This window comes from Chthonomonas sp. (assembly GCA_016788425.1).
Classification (GTDB): domain Bacteria; phylum Armatimonadota; class Fimbriimonadia; order Fimbriimonadales; family Fimbriimonadaceae; genus JAEURQ01.
On sequence record JAEURQ010000004.1, the window covers coordinates 198,525 to 220,696 of the forward strand.

The 22,172-nt window shown below is 60.2% G+C and carries 22 protein-coding genes; 14 read left to right on the forward strand and 8 right to left on the reverse strand.

Annotated features, from left to right (window positions below; translation table 11 throughout):
- Position 1: 1 nt before the first annotated feature.
- From JNJ45_10805 to JNJ45_10820, 4 genes are all read left to right on the forward strand, one after another.
- A complete protein-coding gene (locus JNJ45_10805; GenBank protein MBL8049157.1) occupies positions 2-1,537 on the forward strand; it encodes a site-2 protease family protein in 1,536 nt (511 codons plus the stop codon).
- 4 nt (positions 1,538-1,541) lie between these two features.
- Entirely contained in the window at positions 1,542-1,934 is a 393-nt protein-coding gene (locus JNJ45_10810) for a DUF393 domain-containing protein (protein MBL8049158.1), read from the forward strand.
- 37 nt (positions 1,935-1,971) lie between these two features.
- On the forward strand, positions 1,972-3,126 hold the full coding sequence (locus tag JNJ45_10815; protein MBL8049159.1) for a hypothetical protein: 1,155 nt from the start codon (positions 1,972-1,974) through the stop codon (positions 3,124-3,126).
- A 92-nt stretch (positions 3,127-3,218) separates the two neighbouring features.
- Positions 3,219-4,139 carry a PEP-CTERM sorting domain-containing protein gene (locus JNJ45_10820; GenBank protein ID MBL8049160.1) on the forward strand — a complete coding sequence of 307 codons (921 nt, stop codon included), beginning with the start codon at positions 3,219-3,221 and terminating at the stop codon, positions 4,137-4,139.
- Positions 4,140-4,154: 15 nt separating this feature from the next.
- On the opposite strand, the gene JNJ45_10825 is transcribed toward JNJ45_10820, so the two are convergent.
- The 5 genes from JNJ45_10825 to JNJ45_10845 form a co-directional block, all read right to left on the reverse strand.
- Complete coding sequence (locus tag JNJ45_10825) at positions 4,155-4,991, reverse strand: PEP-CTERM sorting domain-containing protein (protein MBL8049161.1); 837 nt, start codon at positions 4,989-4,991, stop codon at positions 4,155-4,157.
- Complete coding sequence (locus JNJ45_10830) at positions 4,988-5,836, reverse strand: PEP-CTERM sorting domain-containing protein (protein MBL8049162.1); 849 nt, start codon at positions 5,834-5,836, stop codon at positions 4,988-4,990. Before JNJ45_10830 ends, JNJ45_10825 begins: the two co-directional genes overlap by 4 nt.
- The gene (locus tag JNJ45_10835; GenBank protein ID MBL8049163.1) at positions 5,833-6,684 is read right to left on the reverse strand and encodes a PEP-CTERM sorting domain-containing protein; all 852 of its coding nucleotides are present in this window, start codon (positions 6,682-6,684) and stop codon (positions 5,833-5,835) included. The genes JNJ45_10830 and JNJ45_10835 overlap by 4 nt, the downstream gene beginning before the upstream one ends.
- A 136-nt stretch (positions 6,685-6,820) precedes the next feature.
- Positions 6,821-7,132: a type II toxin-antitoxin system RelE/ParE family toxin gene (locus JNJ45_10840; GenBank protein MBL8049164.1), complete on the reverse strand. Its 312-nt coding sequence runs from the start codon at positions 7,130-7,132 to the stop codon at positions 6,821-6,823.
- Entirely contained in the window at positions 7,122-7,403 is a 282-nt protein-coding gene (locus JNJ45_10845; GenBank protein ID MBL8049165.1) for a type II toxin-antitoxin system Phd/YefM family antitoxin, read from the reverse strand. The genes JNJ45_10840 and JNJ45_10845 overlap by 11 nt, the downstream gene beginning before the upstream one ends.
- A 126-nt stretch (positions 7,404-7,529) precedes the next feature.
- On the opposite strand from JNJ45_10845, the gene guaB reads away from it, so the two are divergent.
- The 9 genes from guaB (at position 7,530) to JNJ45_10890 (ending at position 18,563) form a co-directional block, all read left to right on the forward strand.
- Entirely contained in the window at positions 7,530-9,005 is a 1,476-nt protein-coding gene (guaB, locus tag JNJ45_10850) for an IMP dehydrogenase (GenBank protein MBL8049166.1), read from the forward strand.
- A complete protein-coding gene (locus JNJ45_10855; protein ID MBL8049167.1) occupies positions 8,984-9,595 on the forward strand; it encodes an N-acetylmuramoyl-L-alanine amidase in 612 nt (203 codons plus the stop codon). Before guaB ends, JNJ45_10855 begins: the two co-directional genes overlap by 22 nt.
- Complete coding sequence (locus JNJ45_10860; GenBank protein ID MBL8049168.1) at positions 9,592-11,541, forward strand: thioredoxin domain-containing protein; 1,950 nt, start codon at positions 9,592-9,594, stop codon at positions 11,539-11,541. Before JNJ45_10855 ends, JNJ45_10860 begins: the two co-directional genes overlap by 4 nt.
- Before the next feature lie 74 nt (positions 11,542-11,615).
- Entirely contained in the window at positions 11,616-12,653 is a 1,038-nt protein-coding gene (locus JNJ45_10865) for a PstS family phosphate ABC transporter substrate-binding protein (GenBank protein ID MBL8049169.1), read from the forward strand.
- Between the two features lie 3 nt (positions 12,654-12,656).
- Complete coding sequence (gene pstC, locus JNJ45_10870; protein ID MBL8049170.1) at positions 12,657-13,595, forward strand: phosphate ABC transporter permease subunit PstC; 939 nt, start codon at positions 12,657-12,659, stop codon at positions 13,593-13,595.
- A complete protein-coding gene (pstA, locus tag JNJ45_10875; GenBank protein MBL8049171.1) occupies positions 13,592-14,455 on the forward strand; it encodes a phosphate ABC transporter permease PstA in 864 nt (287 codons plus the stop codon). The genes pstC and pstA overlap by 4 nt, the downstream gene beginning before the upstream one ends.
- A gap of 24 nt (positions 14,456-14,479) precedes the next feature.
- Complete coding sequence (locus JNJ45_10880) at positions 14,480-15,388, forward strand: SGNH/GDSL hydrolase family protein (protein ID MBL8049172.1); 909 nt, start codon at positions 14,480-14,482, stop codon at positions 15,386-15,388.
- Between the two features lie 812 nt (positions 15,389-16,200).
- On the forward strand, positions 16,201-17,013 hold the full coding sequence (locus tag JNJ45_10885; GenBank protein ID MBL8049173.1) for a PEP-CTERM sorting domain-containing protein: 813 nt from the start codon (positions 16,201-16,203) through the stop codon (positions 17,011-17,013).
- A 620-nt stretch (positions 17,014-17,633) separates the two neighbouring features.
- A complete protein-coding gene (locus JNJ45_10890; protein MBL8049174.1) occupies positions 17,634-18,563 on the forward strand; it encodes a PEP-CTERM sorting domain-containing protein in 930 nt (309 codons plus the stop codon).
- A gap of 758 nt (positions 18,564-19,321) precedes the next feature.
- On the opposite strand, the gene JNJ45_10895 is transcribed toward JNJ45_10890, so the two are convergent.
- Positions 19,322-20,326 (reverse strand): CapA family protein, encoded by a 1,005-nt coding sequence (locus JNJ45_10895; GenBank protein MBL8049175.1) that lies wholly within the window; start codon positions 20,324-20,326, stop codon positions 19,322-19,324.
- Between the two features lie 43 nt (positions 20,327-20,369).
- Here JNJ45_10895 and JNJ45_10900 point away from each other — a divergent pair, with 43 nt between their 5' ends.
- Positions 20,370-20,678, forward strand: a complete 309-nt coding sequence (locus JNJ45_10900) for a hypothetical protein (protein MBL8049176.1) — start codon at positions 20,370-20,372, stop codon at positions 20,676-20,678.
- On the opposite strand, the gene JNJ45_10905 is transcribed toward JNJ45_10900, so the two are convergent.
- Positions 20,675-21,679 (reverse strand): ROK family protein, encoded by a 1,005-nt coding sequence (locus JNJ45_10905; GenBank protein MBL8049177.1) that lies wholly within the window; start codon positions 21,677-21,679, stop codon positions 20,675-20,677. The genes JNJ45_10900 and JNJ45_10905 overlap by 4 nt on opposite strands.
- A complete protein-coding gene (locus JNJ45_10910; GenBank protein MBL8049178.1) occupies positions 21,679-22,110 on the reverse strand; it encodes a winged helix DNA-binding protein in 432 nt (143 codons plus the stop codon). The genes JNJ45_10905 and JNJ45_10910 overlap by 1 nt, the downstream gene beginning before the upstream one ends.
- Positions 22,111-22,172: the final 62 nt, after the last annotated feature.

Sequence of the window (22,172 nt, forward strand, 5' to 3'; positions counted from 1 at the left end):
CATGGAAGCGCTACTCAAATACGGCCAAGTCGGGCTCACATTCTTGCTCGTGATGACGGTGTTGGTGGGCGTCCATGAATATGGCCACTACATCGCCGCACGGCTTTTCGGGATGCGTGTCAAAGCGTTTGCGATCATGATGGGCGGCGTCCGCGATCGCTCGTTTGATCGGGAGTCTGGCGGCAAGCTGGAGCCGGTTTGGCCGGTGTGGAGCATGGGGGTCATCGGCGCGGCCCTCACCACCGTCGGTGGGCTTGAGAGGGTTCCGAACCTGTTTTACGTCGGCATGGTGATGATGGCGTTCGCGCTGCCCATCTGGGTGACCGCACGTCTGGGTCGGCTGTATCGCCAGAACCTCCGCGACACGATTTCACCGCTCGTGACGGGCTACGGCATCTTCATGGTCGTCGCGCTGTTTGCGCTCCGGGGACAAGGCACCCCGAACAACTATCTGGCGCTCGCGTTTTTTGGTGGTTGGATCGGCGTGCTGTTTGCGTACTACAAGCCGGTGCTGGGCAAGGAACCCGAGCAGAACATGGGCGAAGGTGAGGTTACGACCGAAACCGGGCACAAACTTCCCGTGCGATTCCGCCCGATCATCGCTCGCAAGGACAAGCGCGGAACCGAGTTTTCGATGCTCGCACTGCCGCTCGGCGGGTTCTGCGCGATCGCGGGAATGAACCCCGAGACCGAGCAGGAAGAGCGGGACGGATTCTACGCCAAGGCGGCTTGGAAGCGGTTCCTGGTGCTCTTTGCCGGACCCCTGTTTAGCCTGCTGCTGGGCGTGGTGCTGCTCACAATTTTGGTGAAGAGCAATGGCCTGCCGGATGGTCGGACGTTCGTGCTGAGTTTCAGCGCGGATAGCAAGGCGGCGGCAGCCGGGCTCCGCCCGGACGACCAGATTTTGCGGGTGAATGGCAAGCCGATTGAGAGCTTTGGCGACATGCGCTCGGCGATCGCCGCGACCCCAAAAGACCAAGATGCGCAGGTTGAGTATTCGCGGGATGGCCAAACCGCAACGTTATCGGTGCCGACTTACCTGAGCCCGATGGAGGAGCCCGAGGTCACGCCAACTGGCTTGGCGACGGGCAAGATGGTGCATCCGCGTGTACTGGGATTGATGTTGAGATTCGGCAGCCGTCCGGCGGGATGGGGTGAATCGGCGGTGACCGCGGTGAAGATTCCCGGCGCCATGGTGGCGGGCCTGTTTAACCTCGCGAAGCAGCCCACGCTGGTGACCAAGAATGTCGGCGGGGCGGCCAGCATGGTCGCCGCGACCAAAGAAGCGACCGACGAAGGTTGGCGAGGCATTTTGCGAATGGCGGGCCTGCTCAGCATGTCGCTCGGCGTGATGAACTTGCTACCGATTCAGCCGCTGGATGGCGGGCAGATGATGGTGGCCCTGTACGAAATGATCCGTGGCAAGCGGATGAGCCCTCGCGCGCTGGGCGTGGTGACGAGCATCGGCCTGGTGTTGATTTTGATGTTGATGTTCACCGTGTTGGTGGCCGACGTGACGCGGTTTACGGGGGGCTGATGCCGTGCGCAACTGGGTGATTTGGGACGGCGATTGCGGGTTCTGCGCGTGGAGTATAGACCGCTTGATGGCGCGCGATCGCGATCACCGCCTGACGCCCGTAACTCAGCAGAACTGCCCGAACCCACCGCTGACTCCCGAACTGGCGGCCCAGGCGAAAACCGGCGTGTTGCTGGTGGACGAACAGGGACGATCGTGGCATGGCGCGGACGCATTCCTGCGCGCGCGATTGATGACCAAAGGTGGATGGTGGGCGGCGCCGCTTTTGTGGCCGCCGATCATTTGGCTGGGTCGCTTGGTGTACGGCGTGGTAGCTCGCAACCGCAGCCGCATTAGCCAAAGGTTCTTTGGCGGACATGAATGCGGCATGAATTATCGGCAACCGCCGAAAATTTAGCGAAAAATTAGCGCTTGTGTGATACAACATAAGAGCTATGAAATTTTCTCGAGGATTATTGTCGACTTCGGTGTTGGGTGCCCTCGCCGTGGGCGCGCAAGCGGCGAGCATCTACGTGTTCAGCTGCACAAACAATCTCCAGGATCAGTACATCTATACCGCCCTGACGGCCATGGGGCACAACGTGGTCATCGGCCAGGATGTCACAAGCTTCACGAATCTCTCCGTTGTCAGTCAGTACGAAGCGGTGTACGTGCAAGCCAATTACAATTGGGGCTTCAACTGGAACACGGCTCAACAGCAGACCATGATTGACTATGTCAACTCTGGTGGCGGGTTGGTCATCGCCGAATGGGTGCTGTGGATGCAGGGTACGGGTTCGTACTTCCAAACCATGGGGGCGATCATGCCTTCGACCGCGACGACAACGTACGACAGCGCGTCCTCGATTACTTACACGCAGGGCACGGCGAACGCGCTCATGAACGCGGGAATGCCCGCGACCTTTACGACGAACACGACGAATATTGCCGGGGTGCGAACTCTCGTACCTTCGGTTAAGGCCGGCGCGATTACGTTTTACAACGACGGGATTTATCCGGCGGTAGTCGGATGGAATTATGGCAATGGTCGCACCGTGAACTTCCACACGGTGAATGGTCAGCTTCAGCTTGAGAACGCGAATTTCCGACGTCTTCTGGCGAACTCCTTTACGTGGGCGACCTCGAATCCCCCCGCCGGCCCCGCGGTGACCGGTCAACTTTCGCTGCAAGGACTTGCTGGCACCATGCCGGCGAACGTTTCCGTGTACTACGTGAACAACGCGAACAACGTCGGCTCGGGTCGCGTGGTGGGTACGCTGAATGGAAGCGGCCAGTTCACGGTTCCCGGACCGAACGTTCCGGGCACGTATCGCATGTACGTAAGGACCGGATCGTGGCTCCGCAAGGTGAAGACCGTGACGACGGCCACGTCAACCGTTGCGAATGCCGGAGTGTTCACGCTCAAGAATGGTGATTGCAACGGCGACAACATTGTGGATATCGCCGACTACACCATCATCGCCGCCGCCTTTGATGGCGTACCTTCGAGCCCCAATTGGGATGTTCGAGCCGATGTCAATCGCGACTTGATCGTGGATATCGCCGACTACTCGCTGATGGCATTGAACTTCGACGCGCTTGGCGACTAAGATTCGTTCCCGGGGAGATGAGGGCGGGGTGCATTTTTTGCACCCCGCTCCTTTTTTTGCCCCTTTCTTGCTGGGTTGTGTATAACTTAGGCATGAAGCAGATTCGCTTTTCTTTGGTTGTGTTGGGCTTGACTTCGTTCGCGACTTCGTTTGCCTCGTTTGATATGTGTCTGGTCAGCGATTCCGGCACGAATAGCGTGCACCGGATTGACCCGATTACGAATACCTATCTCGGCTCGTTTGGCGGCGGCATCTTGTCGAATCCCCGCGCGGTCGCCATTGATCAAGCCCTTAATCGGGCTTACGTGATGGATTTGACGAGCCGCGTTTCGGTGTGGGATTACAACACGGGCGAGTTCATCAACTCATGGAGCACTGGCTTTGGCGGAAGTAATCTCACTCGCAATAGCGATGGGACGCTGAACATTGTCGGCGCCTCTTCGATTCGAAGGTTTACGGCTAGCGGGGTGATTCAACGCGAGTACGTTCGCTCCGGGACGCTCGGGATTCAGCAAGGTCTTCTTGGTCCCGATGGTCAGTTCTACATGAGTACTCGTACCGGGAATAATTTTCGCTTGGAACGGTTTAGCTACGGCACGGGAACTTTTTTGGGAGACGAGTTCTGGGCTACCGATCGCGCGATTCTGTCTCCCGGCCCGGGCAACGTTCTCGTAAGTTTCGAGTATAGCGGGACGGTGTACGCCGAGTTGGACGTGTGGAACTCCGGTCCAAGCTCGATAGCAGCGGTTGGCACCACGGTGATCAATACCGTGGCCGGCATTGCGAACGGGCACGGAAGTATGAGCTTCATTTTGGGTCGCGACGCCGCCGTGCCGTCGCGGGGTGGCATCATGCGTTACGATCGGGTGAACAACGCGTTCAGTCCGTTTTTAGCCGGTACGAGCTTTATCCAGACGCCGACGGGCTTGGCGAATGTGGTGGCTCCGGAGCCGGGCAGCATGCTCGCCCTCGGGCTTGGCTTGCTGGCGATGGCTCGCCGCAAGCGAAGCTGAGGGGTTCGAATTGGGTTAGGCGCGCTTGCGGCGGAACAGCGCGAGCGCGCCGACGGCTACGGCCAGCGCCGAGCTCGGCTCGGGGACGGCCAGCAGGTTCAGGCGGGAGCCGATTTCGGTGCCCACCGGATCTCCACCCATCCAGCTTGATGAGCCCCCGTTAATATCGCCCGTTAAAGGCCCGAATGCAAAAAGATTGAGGCCAACTTCGCCTTGCGCGAAACCGTACGACTGACCGCCTTGCAGATTGCTCTTGAACTGCACGTCAAAAAGCCGGAATCTTTGTCCAACGGGCGCTGAAATGCGGCAAAAAGGATTTCCGCCTGCGGATTCAAATTTGAATTGGGCCGATAGCCCGGACATACGCGGTGTGCTTGAGTTGCCCGTGTAGCATCCACGGAATCTTCGACTTAAGAATCCAAGAGAACCCGGTCCCGCGTTCGTATACACGCCGTTGCTAACGGAATAAACTGGATCAAAACTTCCTGGGTTGTTGATCGAGGATTCCGCCGTTGCCCCAGCTGCCCGGATCTTGCCATGCATGAACGAGTTATCAGTCGAAAACAAAGTTGTGCTGTTTGCGACCGGAGCCATGTCGTACGCAACCATGACGCTTCCCCCCGCTTCGTAAGCCGGACTGGCCGACGTCAGACGCTCGGCCCAAATTTGTACCGAGAAGTTGTTCCCGGCAGTGGGAATTCTCAGGTTTGAGCCGGGCGTAATCACGGTGCCGACTGAACTATTGTTCAGCGAGGCGAGACTCGCATCGCCATAGGCGAAGTGAAACTTATAGTTGGCCTGAGACGTGGCGGCGACGGCGAGGCCGATCGCGAGGAGGGTGAACTTTCTCACGAGCGAACCTCCTTCGAAGCACGTCGATTACGGCGGAGCAGGGCGAGCGCGCCGATGGCTACCGCCAGCGCGGAACTCGGCTCGGGGACGACTGTGGTTAGGTTGAGGCGCGATCCCACGGCGGCACTCGTCGCGTAGTTGCCCATCCAGCTACAACCTCCGCCGTTACCGTTCGCGATGGTTGTTGCATAGAGATTGAGTCCGGCTTCGCCTTGCGCAAATCCATACGATTGGCCAGCTACCAAATTGCTGGTGAACTTCATGTCGCAGATGCGGACCCGCTCATTCATGGCCATGGGGAGCCCAAAGCCGACCGGAGTGCCATCCGCGCCCTGCAACCCGAACTGAGCCGAGAGACCGAACATGCGCGGACTAATTGTGTTCCCGGTGAACGCACCTCGAAACTTCTTGCTCAGAACAGAAAACGAGCCAGGACCCCGTTCCTCACCTGTATTGATGTCAACCAAGCGCGACAGGGTGCCATCGTTCACGATTGATCCACTTGCGTCGCTTGTTTGCGACCGGATCTTCTGGTGCATGAAGCTCGAGTAGCTGGAATAGGAAGTTGTGCTGTTGGCAACGGGAGCTACATCATAGGCAACGATCACCGACGCTCCGCTGGCAACTTTGGTGCTGGACGAGATTTTCTCGGCCCAGATTTGAACTGAGAAATTGGCACCGGCGGTCGGCACGCGCAGGTTGGTGCCGCTGGCAATCAGGGTTCCTACCGTGCTGTTGTTGAGCGCAGCAAGTGCCGCATCGCCATACGCGAAGTGGAACTTAAAGTTAGCCTGAGACGTGGCCGCCACAGCAATGCCGATCGCGAGGAGGGTGAGCTTTTTCACGAGCGAACCTCCTTCGAAGCACGTCGATTACGGCGGAGCAGCGCGAGCGCGCCGACGGCTACGGCCAGCGCCGAGCTCGGCTCGGGGACGGCGAGCAGGTTCAAGCGGGAGCCGATTTCGGTGCCAGTTGGTGCTTTGCCCATCCAGCTTGATGAGCCGCCGTTTATCTCGCCCGTGACAGGCCCAAATGCGAAAAGATTGAGGCCAACTTCGCCTTGCGCAAATCCGTAAGATTGCCCATCCAGCAGGTTGCTTATGAACTGCATGTCAAACAGCCGAAATCGTTGCCCAACGGTTGGAGCAATGTAACAAATCGGATTGCCGCTTGCAGCTTCAAATTTGAATTGCGCGGATAAACCAAACATTCGAGGGCTGCTAGAGTTGCCCGTGTGTGCGCCCCGGAACTTTCTGCTGAGAAAGCCCAGGCTGCCAGGACCTTGTGGCGTGAAAGAGTTATCATAAACGTCCGTGAAAGTCCCAGCGTTGTTGATTGAGGCGGAGGCGGTTGCGCCGGCTGCGGCGATCCTCCTGTGCGCAAAGGAGGAGTAAGAGTCCCAGGATGTTGTGCTGTTTGCGACCGGAGCCATGTCGTACGCAACCATGACGGTGCCCCCTGGTTGGTAATCCTGACCGGTCGACGTCAAACGCTCGGCCCAAATTTGTACGGAAAAGTTATTCCCAGCAGTGGGAATTCTCAGGTTTGAACCGGGAGTAATGACGGTGCCGACTGAACTATTGTTCAGCGAGGCGAGGCTCGCATCGCCATAGGCGAAGTGAAACTTATAGTTGGCCTGAGACGTGGCCGCGACGGCGAGCGCAAGGGTGATCCCCGCAAGCTTAATTTTCATATTGATACCTCTCCAAAAACCCCTCTCGAGGTTAGGCGACGCCCGCATAGTTGCGAGCTATGAAATGCAGTGTAACAAACTTGGCGCAAAAAGCAGTGAAGATTTCCGGGAAAATGCGAAAATCGTCAGTGAAAGGTTAATCCTTGGGCCGAAGCGCATCGCGATAACCATGATAAATGCGCAATACGCGTACCGTCGCCGACTCATCGTTCACGTGAAAGATCACGCGGTGCGAGAAGTGCCGGAACTGCCTCAGCTCAATGGCGAAGAATTTCTGCTCGTCGATGACCCGAAATCGCTGAGGATGGCTGTTCAAATCTGCGATGGCCGCCTCAAGCTTGTCAAGCCATTTGGCCGCGGCTGCCGGGCTCGTCGTCGAACGAATGTAAGCCGCCGCTTCGGTTGCGTCGCGCAGAGCCGATGGCTCGATAAAAACCTTATAGGTCAAGGTGTTCGCGGATCCCTTGGAAACCCTCCGCCACCGGCACTCCGTCGTTCGCTGGCATGCCTGCCAACGCCTCGTTTACAGCGTGAACAAACCGCATGCTCTCCAGCGCGTCCTGCATTGCCTGATAGCTCTTGGCATCCAAAAGCACACATTCGGGCACGCCATTCACGGTCAACACCTCGGGCCGGCCCGTCTCCTTGAGCCGGGTCAAGTAGGTTCGGTAATTCCGGACAAAGTCCGTGACCGGATGAATGTGGTCAATGTGCAACATGATTAATGTGACGCACAGAATACGCTATATAATTCACCACTAAATTAAACACAGGTAAAAATCTCGAAGCCCCAGCCGGGCGGTGCAAAACTCCGAAGCCCGACCCTGCCATAATCTGATGGCAAGATGCACAATTTTCGCGAAGGTCTTAGCTTCGACGACGTCTTGCTCCTCCCGCAGCACACCGAAGTCCTGCCCAGCGAAGTCGATATCTCAACTCAGCTGCTGCCGAACGTCACCCTCAAGGTCCCGTTCGTCTCGGCTCCCATGGACACGGTAACCGGGGCGCGGATGGCCATTGCCATGGCGCGCGAGGGCGGTGTTGGTGTCCTCCACCGCAACGTCGGCATCGAGGAGCAGGCCGAAATGGTGGACCGCGTCAAGCGATCCGAATCGGGCGTCATCACCAAGCCGTTCAAGCTCACCCCGAATGAGAGTCTGCAGGCCGCGCTCGCGCTGATGGATCGCTATCACATCAGCGGGGTGCCGATTGTCAACGCGAAGGGCAAGCTCGTCGGCATTCTCACCAACCGCGATATTCGGTTTGAAACCGACTTTACCAAGCCGATCAAGGACCGCATGACCAAGCGCGGCCTCATCACCACGCGCGTCGGCACCACGCTCGAGGAAGCGGAGAAGATCCTCGCCGAGCACCGCGTGGAGAAGCTGCCGATTGTGGACGACGAGTTCCATCTGACCGGCCTCATCACCATCAAGGACATTCAAAAGATTCGCAAGCACCCGCTGGCCACCAAGGACGCCAAGGGTCGGCTCGTGGTCGGCGCGGCAATCGGCTCGCTTCGCGAACCCTACGAACGCGCCAAGGCACTGTTTGATGCCGGTGTAGATTTTGTCGTGATTGACGCCGCGCACGGGCATTCGCGCGGGGTGATGGAATGCCTCAAGATGCTCAAGGCGAAAATTCCCGACTTGCCGGTGATCGCGGGGAATGTCGCGACGCCCGAGGCCACGCGCGCGCTCATCGAGCTCGGCGCGGACGCGCTGCGGGTTGGCATTGGCGCGGGCTCCATCTGCACAACGCGGGTGGTCGCCGGTATCGGCGTCCCGCAGTTTTCGGCCGTTGCCTATTGCGCGGAAATCGCGAATGAAGCCGGGGTTCCGACCATCGCAGATGGCGGGCTGCGCAGTAGCGGCGACCTCGTGAAGAGTCTGGCCGCGGGCGGAAGTTGCGTGATGATGGGCAACATGTTCGCCGGGTGCGATGAAAGCCCGGGCGAAACCGAAATCTATCGCAATCGCGCGTACAAGGTGTACCGTGGCATGGGCAGCATCGGCGCGATGAAGATCGGCTCCAGCGACCGCTACATGCAGGTGAAGGAGGCGGGCGGGACCATCGTTCCCGAGGGCGTCGAAGGTCGCGTGCCGTACAAGGGGCCGCTCGGTGACACCATGGCGCAGCTCATCGGCGGTCTGCGCAGCGGCATGGGTTATGTCGGCGCGGGCACGCTCCGCGAGCTTCGTCAACGCGCCGAGTTTATCAAGATCACCAACGCCGGTCTGCGGGAATCTCACCCGCACGACATCAGCATTACGAAGGAGCCACCGAACTACTCAAGCCCATGGTCCAACGATCACTCTTAATCCTGGTCGGCCTGCTCGGAGTTGCGTGGGCCGGCGAATTTGTCAATCCGGTGCGCGGCTGGGAGCCGGGGCCGCATGTGATTTCGCGCGCGGCTTGGGGAGCCAAACCCGTCTTGCCCGGCGGAACCCGGCAAAGTGTCTCTCGGATCACGATTCATCACGCGGGTGTGGCCACCAACCGCAAACGCACGTTCGTGGACAAAATGCGCGGACTGCAGGCGTTTAGTCAGCGCGAGGATAAGCTCGCGAGCGGCAAAACTAAGCCGGCCTGGATCGACATTCCGTACCACTACTACATTGATTGGCAGGGTCAGATCGCCGCGTGCCGGCCGGTGGAATGGGCCGGCGATACGAACACGGAATACAACCCGACGGGCCACTTGCTGATCTGTTTAGAAGGCGACTTTACCAAGGAGCAGCCCACGGCGGCGCAGGTGGCCTCGCTCATCGCGTTTGTGCGCGAGCAGCGCGCCTGGCGCGGAGTTCCGGCTGATCGCGTGCAAACGCACCGCGACTTCGCTGAGACCGATTGCCCGGGCGAAAACCTCTACAAGCTGTTGGGCCTCATCCGCGAGCGGTCCACGCCGTGAACCGCCTCGCTGGGTCGCATTCGCCGTACCTGCGGCAGCACGCCGACAACCCCGTGCATTGGTGGCCGTGGGGTGAGGAGGCGTTTGCCGAGGCGACGCGGCGCAACGTGCCGGTGTTCCTGAGCGTGGGCTACAGCACCTGCCATTGGTGCCACGTCATGGCGCGCGAGTCGTTTTCCGACCCCGCGGTGGCGGCGTTTCTCAACGAAAAGTTTGTCGCGATTAAGGTTGACCGCGAGGAGTTTCCCGACGTGGACGACGCCTACATGGCGGCGGTGCAACTCAGCAGCGGTCGGGGCGGTTGGCCGATGACCGTGTTCATGGCCCCTGACCGAAGACCGTTCTTCGCGGGGACGTATTTTCCGCCCGAGCGGCACGGTCAGGTGCCGAGTTTCCGCGACTTGCTGCGGCAGATTGACGAGGCGTGGACCGGCGCGCGGACCGAGGTGCAGACAGCATGCGAGCAGTTTGACAAGGCACTACGCGAAAGCCGTTCGGCCAATCTGGAGCCGTTTTCGGGCGATCTCTCGGCGGAGTTGCTGCACGATTGTGCGCGGGACTTGGAGGACGAATTCGACGCCGAGTACGGTGGGTTTGGCAACGCGCCGAAGTTTCCGCCGCACACCGCGCTGGAGTTTTTGGCGGCCTACGCCAAACGTCCGGATTGCCTCCTCGACGCGAGCGCGCACATGGCGCGGTGGACTCTGCGCAGCATGATTTTGGGCGGAATCCACGACCTGGTGGGCGGCGGGTTTCACCGCTACAGCACCGACGCCGAGTGGTTGCTGCCGCACTTTGAAAAGATGCTTACCGATAACGGGCAACTGCTTTCGGTGATGGCCGCCACGTTGCCGCTGACAGATGGCGAAGACGAGGCGTTGCTTCGCTTGGCGGGGCAGGGAATTGTCGGTTGGGTCGCGGAGCGCATGACCGACGCCTGCGGCGCATTTTTCACCGCACAAAACGCCGACACCGAGGGTCGGGAGGGCAAAACGTACGTGTGGCACGACGCCGAGATCGCGAGCCAGGAGTTCAAAGATGCGTTCGGCGTAATTCCGATGGGCAACTTTTTGGAGGAAGCCACCCGACAGCGTACGGGCGAGAATATCCTCATTTGGTCGTCGCCCGAAAGCCCCGTCAGCGATGGCGCCTGGCGATTTGCCGCCGAACTTGCCGAGCTAAAGCAGCGGCGAGACCAGCGCGCCCAGCCGAGCACCGACACCAAGATGCTGGCCAGCGCCAACGGCCTGATGATTCGCGGCCTTGCCGATTGGGCGCGTGCGACCGGCGATGCGCAGGCCCAGCAGATGGCGCAACGGGCCCTGGCGGTGTGGGCCGAGCAGCCCGATTGGCCGCACATGATCGCCGACGGGAAGCCGATGGGCGCGGCCTATTTGGACGACGTGGCTTACCTTGGCTTGGCGGCAGAAGCCTGTATTCCGTTTGCGCCGGAGGCGGCGGACTTCGCCCGTCGTTGCGGAGAAAAGCTCGCCGATTTTCCCGGGCTGGTGTATTCCAGCGCGGCGCACGAAGATTGCTTTGGGCCGGCGCTCAAGCCGCTGGATCAGGCGGTGCCGAGCCCGGTTGGGGCGGCGATTCGCCTGATGGTGCGGCAAGCGATTCCGTGCGAATCGGACTTGATTCGGATGAGCGGGTGGATGCACCGCGCACCCCACGCCAGCGAGACTCTGCACCTGGCGCTGATGGAGCGGCTCGACGCCGGCAAACTGGCCGGAAGCCAGGCCGAATGGCAGCCCAACGAGCTAAACATAAAGCTCCAGGCAGGCGAAAAAATTGTGGGTGCCTGGCGGCTACCCGGGCGCGAGCCACTGGCCATTTCGGGTGAGCAAATCACGCTTCCGGAGAACACAACCGAAGTTGCGTATCGCATCTGCGACGCCGAAGCGTGTCGCCCTGAAGTCATCGCGACCCGCCCGGGTTCTTAACAATTCACAAAGTTTCTTAACATTGGTTTAAAGAATCGCTTCTTTTCCCACGGGCCGAATTTCATAATCTGGGCGTGATGAGTCAGAAGACGATCAACGTTCTCCTCGCCGGCCTGAGCCTCGGCGTCCTCGCTGCCAGCTGCGGCCCCAAGGCCGAAGGTGGCACCACCGAAGGCACGCCCGCAACCGACGGCGCGAAGCTTTCGGGCAAGCTGACGGTTGACGGTTCGAGCACCGTTTATCCCGCCAGCATGGCCGTTGCCGAAGAATTCACGAACAAGAATCCGGACGTGAAGGCAGCCGTCAGCGAATCGGGTACCGGTGGCGGCTTCAAGAAGTTTGCGGCCAAGGAAATTGATATCGCGGGCGCATCGCGACCGATCAAGAAGGAAGAAATGGAAGCCTGCGCGAAGGCTGGCGTCGAGTTCATCGAGCTTCCCATCGCGTTCGACGGCCTCACCGTGATCGTCAACAAGGAAAACACGTTTGCCAAGTCGCTGACCGTGGATGAGCTCAAGAAGATGTGGGCGCCGGGCAGCACGATCAACAACTGGAAGGATGTGCGCCCCGGATTCCCCGACCTGCCGATCAAGTTCTTTGGCGCGGGCACCGACTCGGGCACGTTTGACTACTTCACCAAGGCGATTGTCGGCGAAGAGAAGTCGATCCGCAACGACTACGCCGCCAGCGAAGACGACAACGTCATCAGCCTCGGCGTGCAAAACGACAAGGGTGGCATCGGCTTCCTGGGTTACAGCTACTTTGTGATGAACCAAGACAAAATGGCCGCCGTGGCCATTGGCGATGGAGCCAGTGCCGTAGCGCCGAGCACGGAAACCATTCAAGGCGGCAGCTACCAGCCGCTCAGCCGACCGCTCTTCATCTACGTGAGCAAGGCCGCCGCCGCGCGACCCGAAGTGAAGGCCTACATCGAGATGTACTTGAGCAAGGAATCCCGCACAATCCTGGGCGAAGAAGGGTTCGTCGCTCTGCCGGACGCCGCCTACGACTTGGTGGCCAAGCGATTTACCGAAGGGAAAACTGGCAGCGTGTTTGCCGGCGAAACCCTGATCGGTGTTAAGATGGAAGATATCCTCAGCAAGGAAAAGTAAGTCTTGATCGCCACTCCCGAAGCCAATTCGAACCGCGCGGAATCCCTGCGCCGCCGCATCTCCCTTCGCTCATTGAGCGAGGGGACTTTGCGCTCATTGTGCTTCGTCTGCGCCATCGTCACGATTCTCACGACGCTGGCGATTGCCTACTTTTTGATCGTCGAAACCGTGCCGTTCTTCGGAAAGGTAACGCCGGCGGAGTTCTATCTGGGCACCAAGTGGTCGCCGCAGATTACGCCCAACCGCTACGGCGTGTTGCCGCTAATCTCGGGCACGTTTATGATCGCCATCGGGGCGGCGGTGATCGCGATTCCGCTGGGGCTAGCCTCGGCGATTTACCTCACCGAGTTTGCGACGTTGCGCACCAAGCGTGTGCTCAAGCCGACGCTGGAAGTGCTCGCCGGGATACCGACCGTCGTCTACGGCTACTTCGCGTTGACAATGATCACGCCGTTCCTCAAGAAGTTTTTCCCCTCGACGGAAGGCTCCAACGCGGCCTCCGGCGCGATTGTCGTGGGCATCATGATTCTGCCGCTGGTGAGCTCGCTTTGTAGCGACGCGCTCGCCGCCGTTCCGCGCGCCCTGCGCGAGGGAGCCTATGGCCTGGGCAGCACCAAGCAAGAAGTCACGATGAAGGTGGTGGTGCCGGGCGCGCTCAGCGGCATCATGTCGTCGTTCATTCTGGCGATTTCGCGAGCCGTCGGCGAGACCATGGCCGTGACCTTGGCCGCGGGCGCCACGCCGAAGCTCACGACCAACTACCTGGAAAGCATTCAGACCATGACCGCCTACATCGTGCAAGTGGTGAAGGGCGACACGCCGGTGGGCAGCATCGGCTACCAAACCATCTTTGCCGTCGGGTTCTCGCTGTTCGTCATCACGTTCGTGATGAACCTCATCGCGCGGGCGCTCGTGCAGAAATATCGGAGGGTTTACGAATGAGTCTGGACCTATCGGCCAGCCCGTGGAACCAACGTCGCGCGCGGCGCGAAAAGGCGTTTAAGTACCTGTGCTTTGGAAGCACGCTACTGGCGGTTTTGTTTCTTGCCATCTTGCTCGTGGGCATCTTCGCGCAAGGCTTGCCGAACCTTGACTTCAACTTTCTGACTCGCAATTCCTCGCGCCATGCGCGCAACGCGGGCATCTACAACGCGCTGATTGGGACGGTGTGGATCATCGGCCTGACCATCGCGATCTCGGTGCCGGTGGGCATCGCGGCCGGGGTTTATCTGGAGGAGTTTGGCAAGAAGAACCGCTTCACGCAGTTCATTCAGCTGAACATCGCCAACCTCGCGTCGGTGCCGTCCATCATCTACGCGTTGCTGGGGCTGGCGCTGTTTGTGCGCATCTTCTCGCTGGGGCGATCGATTATCGCGGGCGCGCTGACGATGAGTTTGCTCATCCTGCCGATGATCATCGTCACCACGCAGGAAGCTCTGCGCGCGGTGCCGAAATCGTATCGCGAGGGCTCGCTCGCCCTCGGCTCGACGCCTTGGCAAGCGGTGACCAAGCAAGTGCTGCCCAATGCCATGCCCGGTATTCTTACGGGGGTCATCCTTAGCGTGAGCCGCGCGATTGGCGAGACCGCGCCGCTGGTGACCATGGGCGCGGTGTTCGTCAACATGCCGCCGAAGGGCATCGGCGATAGTTTCACCGCATTGCCGTTGCAGATTTACAACTGGAGCGGGAGCGCCAAACCGGGATTTCAGGAGCTGGCCGCGACCGGAATTATCGTGTTGCTGGCGGTGCTGCTGACCATGAATTCGGTCGCGATTTTCCTGCGGAATAAGTATCAGCGGTAGGGAACGGGTAGCCTCGGGCCTGCTATGAAGGTTCGGTCTCTTGTTTTCATTTCGCTCGCGCTGGCTTCGGTTTCGGCGCATGCCGCGTTCACGCGCCTGGTTACCTTAGGCGATAGCCTCAACGATACGGGCAACGTCTATGGGATATCCGGCGGCGCGCAGCCTCCGGCTCCGTACTGGAACGGTCGCTTTAGCAATGGCCCCATTTGGGTGGAGGGCCTCGCCAACACGCTGGGTCTTAGCGCCACTGCGGCGGTCGGCGGCGGCACCAACTTTGCCTGGGGTGGTGCGGAGCTCAATCCAAACTCGCCCAACAGCACGCTGGGGACGCCGAACTTGGGCACCCAGATTCAGCAGATTCAGCTGGCCGGGCTCACGTTGAGCGCCAGCGATTTGGTGATTGTCAGCGGCGGCGGGAACGACTTTTTCAACGGCGCGACCAATCCGGTGCAGGTCGCGGGCTGGCTGACCGGCCATATGCAGAGCCTTTACAATCTGGGCGCACGAAACTTCTTGGTGCCGAATCTGCCGCCGCTCGGCTTTACGCCGGGATACCTGGGCGGGGCGAATCAGGCGGGCGCCAACGCGCTTTCGCTCGGGTTCAACGCCGCTCTGGCAGGCAACTTGGCCGCCTTCCGCGGAGCCAACGCGGGTTCAACGGTGCTGGAGCTCAACATTCAGCAGCTGTTCCAGGATGTGCTGGCGAATCCGGCGGGCTACGGGTTCACTAACGTGACGCAGAACTATATTGTCAATGGCGCGGGGGCGAATGCCGACCAGTGGCTATTTTTTGACAACGTGCACCCGACTCGGGCCGGGCACGCGCTGGTGGCGCAGCGCGCCGCGCAGTTGGTTCCCGAGCCCTCGGCGGGCGTGGTGGTGGCCATGGGTCTGGCGCTGCTGGCACGTCGTCGCCGCGTGAACGTTGGCTGACGGTTATGAATAGGGGCTGACATTCCCTCGCTTTTTGGCGGAGGATGGGCTTAGATGAAGGTGGGGTCGCCCTTAACACGTGGTCGAATTTGCCACCTCTCCCTGGCACCCCGTGGCGGGCCGCTCGCGGCCTGCCTTTTGTGTTTGCCTTGGTGGGGTCTTGCTGTAAGGTTTGCCGTGCGGTTTTGTGGCGGGAGGGCGCCGCGAGCCCCGCGAGCAGCATTTATTTCACCTCGCTTTTGGCAATCTTCTGCTGTGGTTCCGCACATGCTCTCAGGCTCGGCCCTTGGGTCTAGGCTGCAGCTCTCTTTTCAAACGCCAGCCTCAGCCGCGTCGGGGCGGGAGGACGACGCGAGCCCTGCGAGCGAGTCCGGGGGAGTGGCCGTGGGCCGACGCGGCGGAAACTTGGTCATCGATTTTCGCAGGATTTGGCTTATACTGTGTGCTCAGGCGGATTTCGCCTACGATTTGTGTCTCATGAGGAACTTGGAAACTGTGGCGAAAGCGAATTCTCTCAACGAGGGGAGTGGGCTTTGGCGGATGAAGCAAGAGCTAAACACGTTCTTTACTGGTACTGAGCCGGCGAGTAGCTTCGCGAATGATCGCGTGATGCGTGGGCAGGTTATCTGGTGTACGAATGAGGAGCTTGAGTCTCCGGTGCTTACAATGTATGCAACTTCAGAGATGAAGGGGGCTGTGCAATGAGATTGCTTTTTGCCTCCCTCGCCTCTTTGTCCCTGACTCTTCTTGCTGAAGCGCAGCCTCGACAACTTAGGTATTTCCTACAGTATGGGGATCAAGGTTTGGTAGATATGGCGAGATCAACGGGGGTAGACTTAAATGCCGCAGTTGGAAGCGAAATACCCACTCATGTCAGCTTAAACGTACCAATTGTTGGGAATTTTAGAGTAAGGATTGCTGTGCAAAATATGGGTAGCAGTTATGGCGAAGTCTTTTTAAGTACTTTGACAAGTTATATTGCATATGATCGAGCAGAAGTGACCAATGTCGCTTACTTAGGTGCCATACCAAGTGACACATATTCCTTTAGAAAGCTATCACCTGCGTTTACTGCAGAAGAAAGTCTTGCAGCAAATCTGTCGAGATTTGCGAGCGATCCGGTCTTTGACCGGCAGAAACGGCCACTCGATGAAAATTCTGATGGGGTACAGGATTTAGCAAATTACGTTGTCGTTTCCAGCAGGGGGATTGGCGCATACGTGGCGGGAAGCGATGATCTTCGACAACTCAGGCCGATCGGACTGTCTCACAGTGTGTGGCCGCGCTACCTAACACGCAACGGAAACTTCGGGTTTGGTTGGCTGAAGGTGTTGCCGGGCGAAAAGCATGTGATCTGTGATCAATCCTTTACAACATCTTTAGGTATCGGCGAAACGTACGGCACCCACAGTGGCGAAACTGGGTTGCTGGTGCATACCTCCGGTGGTGAAAAAACACCCAATGGTAACGACCACGGGTACTACCGTTCGAGCTTGATGCACCCCGAGCCATGGCAGCATATTGGTGCAAAGTACACATTGATCGGGGCAGCGCCTGTGCCAGAGCCAGGGGTGATGGTGGGCTTGCTCGCTGGACTCGGGATGTTGATTCGCCGTCGTCGGTAGGTCGGCACCGACACAACCCCGCGCAAAGCGTTCTGAACCCACCTTCCGCCGCGTCGGCCCACGGCCACTCCCCCGGACTCGCTCGCAAGGCTCGCAACGTCCTCCCGCCCCGACGCGGCTATGCTGGCGTAAGAGTGGAGCTTTGGCGAGGGCGAAAGCCTTTCACCGACGCGGCTGAGCTGGCCCTGACAATGGGAACCTGGTGGCTGGCGAGAGAGCACAAACCGGACGCGCTCGCGGGCTCGCGCCAAACCCGCTGCACGCGGCGAGGCTGGCGCGGCACGCACCACGGCATTCTGTCCGCGAATTGTCCGCGGCTCCGGCAACTCGCGCAAGGCGGCCAATCGCAAGGAAACCACTTTTCGCCGCGTCGGCCCATGGCCACTCCCCCGGACTCGCTCGCAAGGCTCGCATCGTCCTCCCACCCCGACGCGGCTGGTGCTGGCGTTGAAAAGGGACCCTGGTGGCTGGCAAAGGAGCGCAAGCCGGACTCGCTCGCGGGGCTCGCGTCGCCCTCCTGCCCCGACCGCCCCGACGCGGCGGAAACTTCGCCATCGATTTTCGCAGGATGTGGCTTATACTGTGTGCTCAGGCGGATTTCGCCCGGAGTTGTGTTTCACATGAGGAAGATTGCTGTTTTGGGGTTTGTCGCGGTGGCGTTCCTACCGGGGCTTGCGCTCGCGCAGGTTCGTCAGTTTCGTTTCTACTTGACTTACCAGGATCCAATGCTTATTGCTCTGGCGAGAGCAAGTGGCGCAGATGTCACCGCTGCTCTGGGTAAGGAGATACCCTCGGATAGATATCTAAATGTGCCAGCGGCAAGCTCCTTCCGAGTGGGTTTGGAATTTCAGCATATCTCAAACGGCGAAGGGGACGTCTATGTTAAGGATTGTATAAGCTTCATCGCGTATGATCGGGCTGAGTTGACAAATGTCAGTTATCTCGCGGCTCCACCCTTAGATAACTACTCCTTTAGAAAAGTCGCTCCAATGTTTACAACGGAGTCAAGCTTGTCAATGAACTTGGAGAATTTCGGTGGCGGATCGGCTTATGATCTAAACCGGGATCCTATCGACGAGAACAATGATGGCATCCCAGATCAAGCAACTTACTTTGCGAGTTCATCCCTTGGCGTTGGAGGTTATGTTTTGGGAAGCGACGACACTCGCCAGGTGCGACCGGTTGGGACATCTTATGCGATCCGGCCATTGTATCGACGGTCAAACGGAACTAGTGCACTTGGTTGGTTAAAGGTACAGCCCGGGGAAAGGCATCGAATTTGCACTTCGGTTTACACAAATTCCTTGCAAGTTGGGGAGCCATATGGCAGCCGAACTGGTGAAACGGGTTTGCTTTTGCACACGACCGGTGGTGAGCAAACTGGCCAAAGCAACAATCTTGGCTACCCGAGAAATTCAGGATTCAACCCCGAGCCCTGGCAGAATATTGGGGCCAAGTACACCCTCATGGGGGCTGCGCCTGTGCCGGAGCCGGGGGGGATGGTTGGCTTGCTGGCTGGACTTGCGATGTTGATTCGCCGGCGCGGCTAGGTCGGCCCGACCCAACCCCGCGCAAAGCGTTCTGAACCCAACTTCCGCCGCGTCGGCCCATGGCCACTCCCCCGGACTCGCTCGCAAGGCTCGCATCGTCCTCCCGCCCCGACGCGGCTGAACTCGCCCCTGAAGATGGGGGCAGAGAGGAAGGCGAAAGTCATCCGGCCGGAGCCGGGGGGATGGTTGGCTTGCTCGCTGGACTGGGGATGGTGATTCGCCGGCGCGGCTAGATCGGCCCCGACACAACCCCGCGCAAAGCGTTCAAAAACCACTTCCCGCCGCGTCGGCCCAAGGCCACTCCCCCGGACTCGCTCGCGGGGCTCGCGACGTCCTCCCGCCCCGACACGGCTAGGGCTGGCGTAAGAGTGAAGCTTTGTCGAGGGCGAAAGCCTTTCACCGACGCGGCTGAGCTGGCCCTGAAAGTTGGAGCAAAGTGGCTGGGGAAGGAGCGCAAGCCGGACTCGCTCGCGGGGCTCGCGTCGTCCTCCCGCCCCGACGCGGCTGGTGCTGGCACAGCGAAAGGAATGGGTGGCTGGCGAAAGTGCGCAAGCCGGACTTGCTCGCTAGGCTCGCGTCGTCCTCCCGCCCCGACGCGGCTAATGCTGGCCCTGAAAAGTGCAATAGCCTGCGAAAGAGCGCAAGTCAACGCACGCAAAAGTCGGCAATCCCGAGAGGGAACCACGAGAGGAAGCTATGCGGATGGCAAGAATCGTCCACCCTTCGGCCAAACGAAAGCCCAAACCCCATCCAACCCGCTACCGGCGGGGAAACAGCTGCGCCGTGCGGCGCGCGAGAATCTTATCCAGCTCAGCCAAGTCCTTGGCCGCCGAGGCGGCGTCTTTCCCCTTGCGGCGCTTGATCACCCCACCCGCGATTGTATAAGTCAAGCGCTCCGTCTTTACATATTTCTTCCCGCTAAACGTCAGGCGGTACACGCCCGTGTTCGCCGGGCGGGGAGAGATCAGGTTCCCCAGCGAGTAATGGATCGGCTGGCCGCCCACGATCTCGGAGCCTTGCAGCACGTGCGGATGCGCGCCGACGACCGCGTCGGCGCCCGCCGCGATCATCGCTCGTCCCAAACGGAGTTGCCAGTCTTTGGGCAGGCGGGCCCGCTCGTCGCCCCAGTGAGGCGCAACAATCAGCACATCGCACCGCTTGCGCGCCGCAAGAATACGATTGGTCAAGTCCTTTAGGTTCTTTTCATCCAGCGCGCCGCCGTAGTTGAGCGTCGCGATGCCGGGGGTTTTTGCGCTCGCCGGGCCGCACGTGTTGAGCGCGCCCGCGCCGACAAAGCAAAGGTAGCTGAGCATGCCCACTCGGATTCCATAGCGATTGCGGAACACGGCCACCTCGTTCGCCGCAACCACATTCGCGCCCGCGCCGCTATGCGCAATGCCCGCCTTGTCCAGCAGCCCCAGCATCTGATTCAGCCCTTTCGCGCCGTAATCCATGGCGTGATTGTTCGCCAAACTCACCAGATCCAAACCCATGCTGGTGAGCGTTGAAACATGACCGGGATCCGCCTTGAGGACGAACTGCCGCTTCGCTTTGAGGTCAGCGGCCGACTTGCGCGGCGTCACGGTTTTGGCGTCCGTCAGCGGAATCTCGAGGTTGGCGTAAGCCACGTCCGCGGTGCGAAACAGCTGCGCGACGCCCGCCATCGGCTTGCTCTTCGGCGTGATCGCATTGAGCATCAGGTCGCCGCCCACCACGAGGGTCCAAGTGGGGGGAGCGAGAGCGATGGCCGCGGCAATGAGCATCGCGCCTAGTTTACAAGGTCGCCGCTGGCGGTCGGAGGGAGTGATGCAAACGCTTCGAATTGTTTCGCCCGTCACGACCAGCGCGCTCAGCCCGACCTCGGCCACGCCCATCGCCCTGCCCGCTGGCTCAGGCAACGGCGTGATTCTGCACAACCCGATCGCCGGATCGCGGGTGGCCCTGACCTTGAGCGGCCCCGATGAATCCGCGCCCGCCACCGTGGATGGCTCCAATCAGTTGTTTGTGCTAGCCGCCGGAGCGTCGCTTGCGCTCGACCTCACCGATAACGTGCGCATTTTCGCCCAGTGCGATGTCGCGGGCGGGCAGGTCAACGCCGCGCTCGCGGGTGGTTAGATCAACGCCAGAGCCGCCGCGCCAAGAATGCCGGCGTCGTCAATTTCCTTGGCCTGCACAATCGTGGCGAAGTCAAACAGGTTGGGGATCGCGACATTGCGGGCCGCGCGTCGGGCCGGGCCGAGAATAAACTCGCCGGCCTTAGCGATTTGGCCGCCGACGGCCACCACGTCCGGCGCAAAAATGTTGATGAACGAGCCGATGCCTTGACCGAGGAAGGTGCCGACTTCCTCGAACACCTCAATCGCGAGTTCGTCGCCGGCTTCGCAGGCCTTGGAGATGAGGCTCGGGCTGACCAGGTTCAAATCGCCGCCGGTCAGTTGGTGCAGCACCGAATCGCGGCCCCGGTTGAGGCGGTGCTGGGCGCGGCGGATGATGCTGTCGCGCTGACAATAGGCTTCGAGGCTGCCGTAGCTCCCAGCCGGGCAATCCAGCCCGCTCGGGTTGAGGCTGAGGTGGCCGCATTCCGCGCCGCCCTTGTTGCCGCCAAGCAGCACGATCGGGCCGCGAGCGTCGCCTTGCACGGAGCCCGGTCCCATCACGATTCCGCCGCCCACGCCGGTGCCCAAGGTGAGCATCACCAGGCACTTGGCGCGGTTTTCGCCCGAGCCAAATCGATATTCGCCGAGCGCGGCCAGGTTCGCGTCATTGCCCATGCACACCGGAATCGAGAGCCGCTCACGCAGCATTGCGCCGACCGGCACGTCCTTCCAATACTTAAAAACGCTGCCTTCGTAGTGGCCAAAGTTCGGCGCCCAAAAGACCATGCCGCTCACGTCGTCCACAAATCCCGGGATGGCGAGGCCGACTCTTTCCGGCGTGGTATCGGTGTCGTTAATCGCTTGCTCAATCACCTCGTTGAGCGCTTCGATGATGGCTTCAGTGCCTTCCTGAGCGCGGCTCGGAATCTCTTGCCGTTCGCCCTGGGGATTGCCAGCTTCGTCCAGCACTTGCGCGCGCACGTTGGTGCCGCCCAAATCCACGCCGACCACGGTCCGCATCAGGCGTCACCGCCTTCGAGGTTGGTCAGCATTTGGTCCAACACTCGCGCGACCACGCTCAGTTCGGTTTCAGTAATTCCCTTTAGCATCTGTTCTTCAATTGCGCCAATGTCGCGCACCATCAGCTTCACCGCGGCCTTCCCGGCGGGGGTCAGCAACACGCGCTTAGAGCGTCGGTCGCGCCGATCGTCCACTTGCTCAATCAGGCCCAATCGCAGGTGCAGTTGGATGGCCTCGGTGAGGGTTGGCGGAGTGATGGCGAGCCGCCGCGCAACCTCCGCCTGCACCAAGCCTCGGGCGTGGCCGTACAGCGTGGTGAGCAGTTGGAACGTGGCCCAACGATACCCCCGGGCCCGCAGCTTTGGCTCAATCGCACTGGATTGCGCGTCGTGCAAAATTGCGATTCGCGCCAAAATTTCTTGTCCGGCCATAAGCAAGTTTGTACCTGATTGTTTCGGTCGGCGAATGTTTCCTGGGGTGAGCCGCTAGGTTG

Excerpts from the sequence above, each read along its gene's own strand:
- JNJ45_10805 (MBL8049157.1), top strand. The coding sequence starts at position 2 with ATGGAAGCGCTACTCAAATACGGCCAAGTCGGGCTCACATTCTTGCTC.
- JNJ45_10815 (MBL8049159.1), top strand. The coding sequence starts at position 1,972 with ATGAAATTTTCTCGAGGATTATTGTCGACTTCGGTGTTGGGTGCCCTC.
- JNJ45_10820 (MBL8049160.1), top strand. The coding sequence starts at position 3,219 with ATGAAGCAGATTCGCTTTTCTTTGGTTGTGTTGGGCTTGACTTCGTTC.
- JNJ45_10835 (MBL8049163.1), bottom strand. The coding sequence starts at position 6,684 with ATGAAAATTAAGCTTGCGGGGATCACCCTTGCGCTCGCCGTCGCGGCC.
- JNJ45_10845 (MBL8049165.1), bottom strand. The coding sequence starts at position 7,403 with ATGTTGCACATTGACCACATTCATCCGGTCACGGACTTTGTCCGGAAT.
- guaB (MBL8049166.1), top strand. The coding sequence starts at position 7,530 with ATGCACAATTTTCGCGAAGGTCTTAGCTTCGACGACGTCTTGCTCCTC.
- JNJ45_10855 (MBL8049167.1), top strand. The coding sequence starts at position 8,984 with ATGGTCCAACGATCACTCTTAATCCTGGTCGGCCTGCTCGGAGTTGCG.
- pstA (MBL8049171.1), top strand. The coding sequence starts at position 13,592 with ATGAGTCTGGACCTATCGGCCAGCCCGTGGAACCAACGTCGCGCGCGG.
- JNJ45_10880 (MBL8049172.1), top strand. The coding sequence starts at position 14,480 with ATGAAGGTTCGGTCTCTTGTTTTCATTTCGCTCGCGCTGGCTTCGGTT.
- JNJ45_10885 (MBL8049173.1), top strand. The coding sequence starts at position 16,201 with ATGGCGAGATCAACGGGGGTAGACTTAAATGCCGCAGTTGGAAGCGAA.
- JNJ45_10890 (MBL8049174.1), top strand. The coding sequence starts at position 17,634 with ATGAGGAAGATTGCTGTTTTGGGGTTTGTCGCGGTGGCGTTCCTACCG.
- JNJ45_10895 (MBL8049175.1), bottom strand. The coding sequence starts at position 20,326 with ATGCTCATTGCCGCGGCCATCGCTCTCGCTCCCCCCACTTGGACCCTC.
- JNJ45_10900 (MBL8049176.1), top strand. The coding sequence starts at position 20,370 with ATGCAAACGCTTCGAATTGTTTCGCCCGTCACGACCAGCGCGCTCAGC.
- JNJ45_10905 (MBL8049177.1), bottom strand. The coding sequence starts at position 21,679 with ATGCGGACCGTGGTCGGCGTGGATTTGGGCGGCACCAACGTGCGCGCG.
- JNJ45_10910 (MBL8049178.1), bottom strand. The coding sequence starts at position 22,110 with ATGGCCGGACAAGAAATTTTGGCGCGAATCGCAATTTTGCACGACGCG.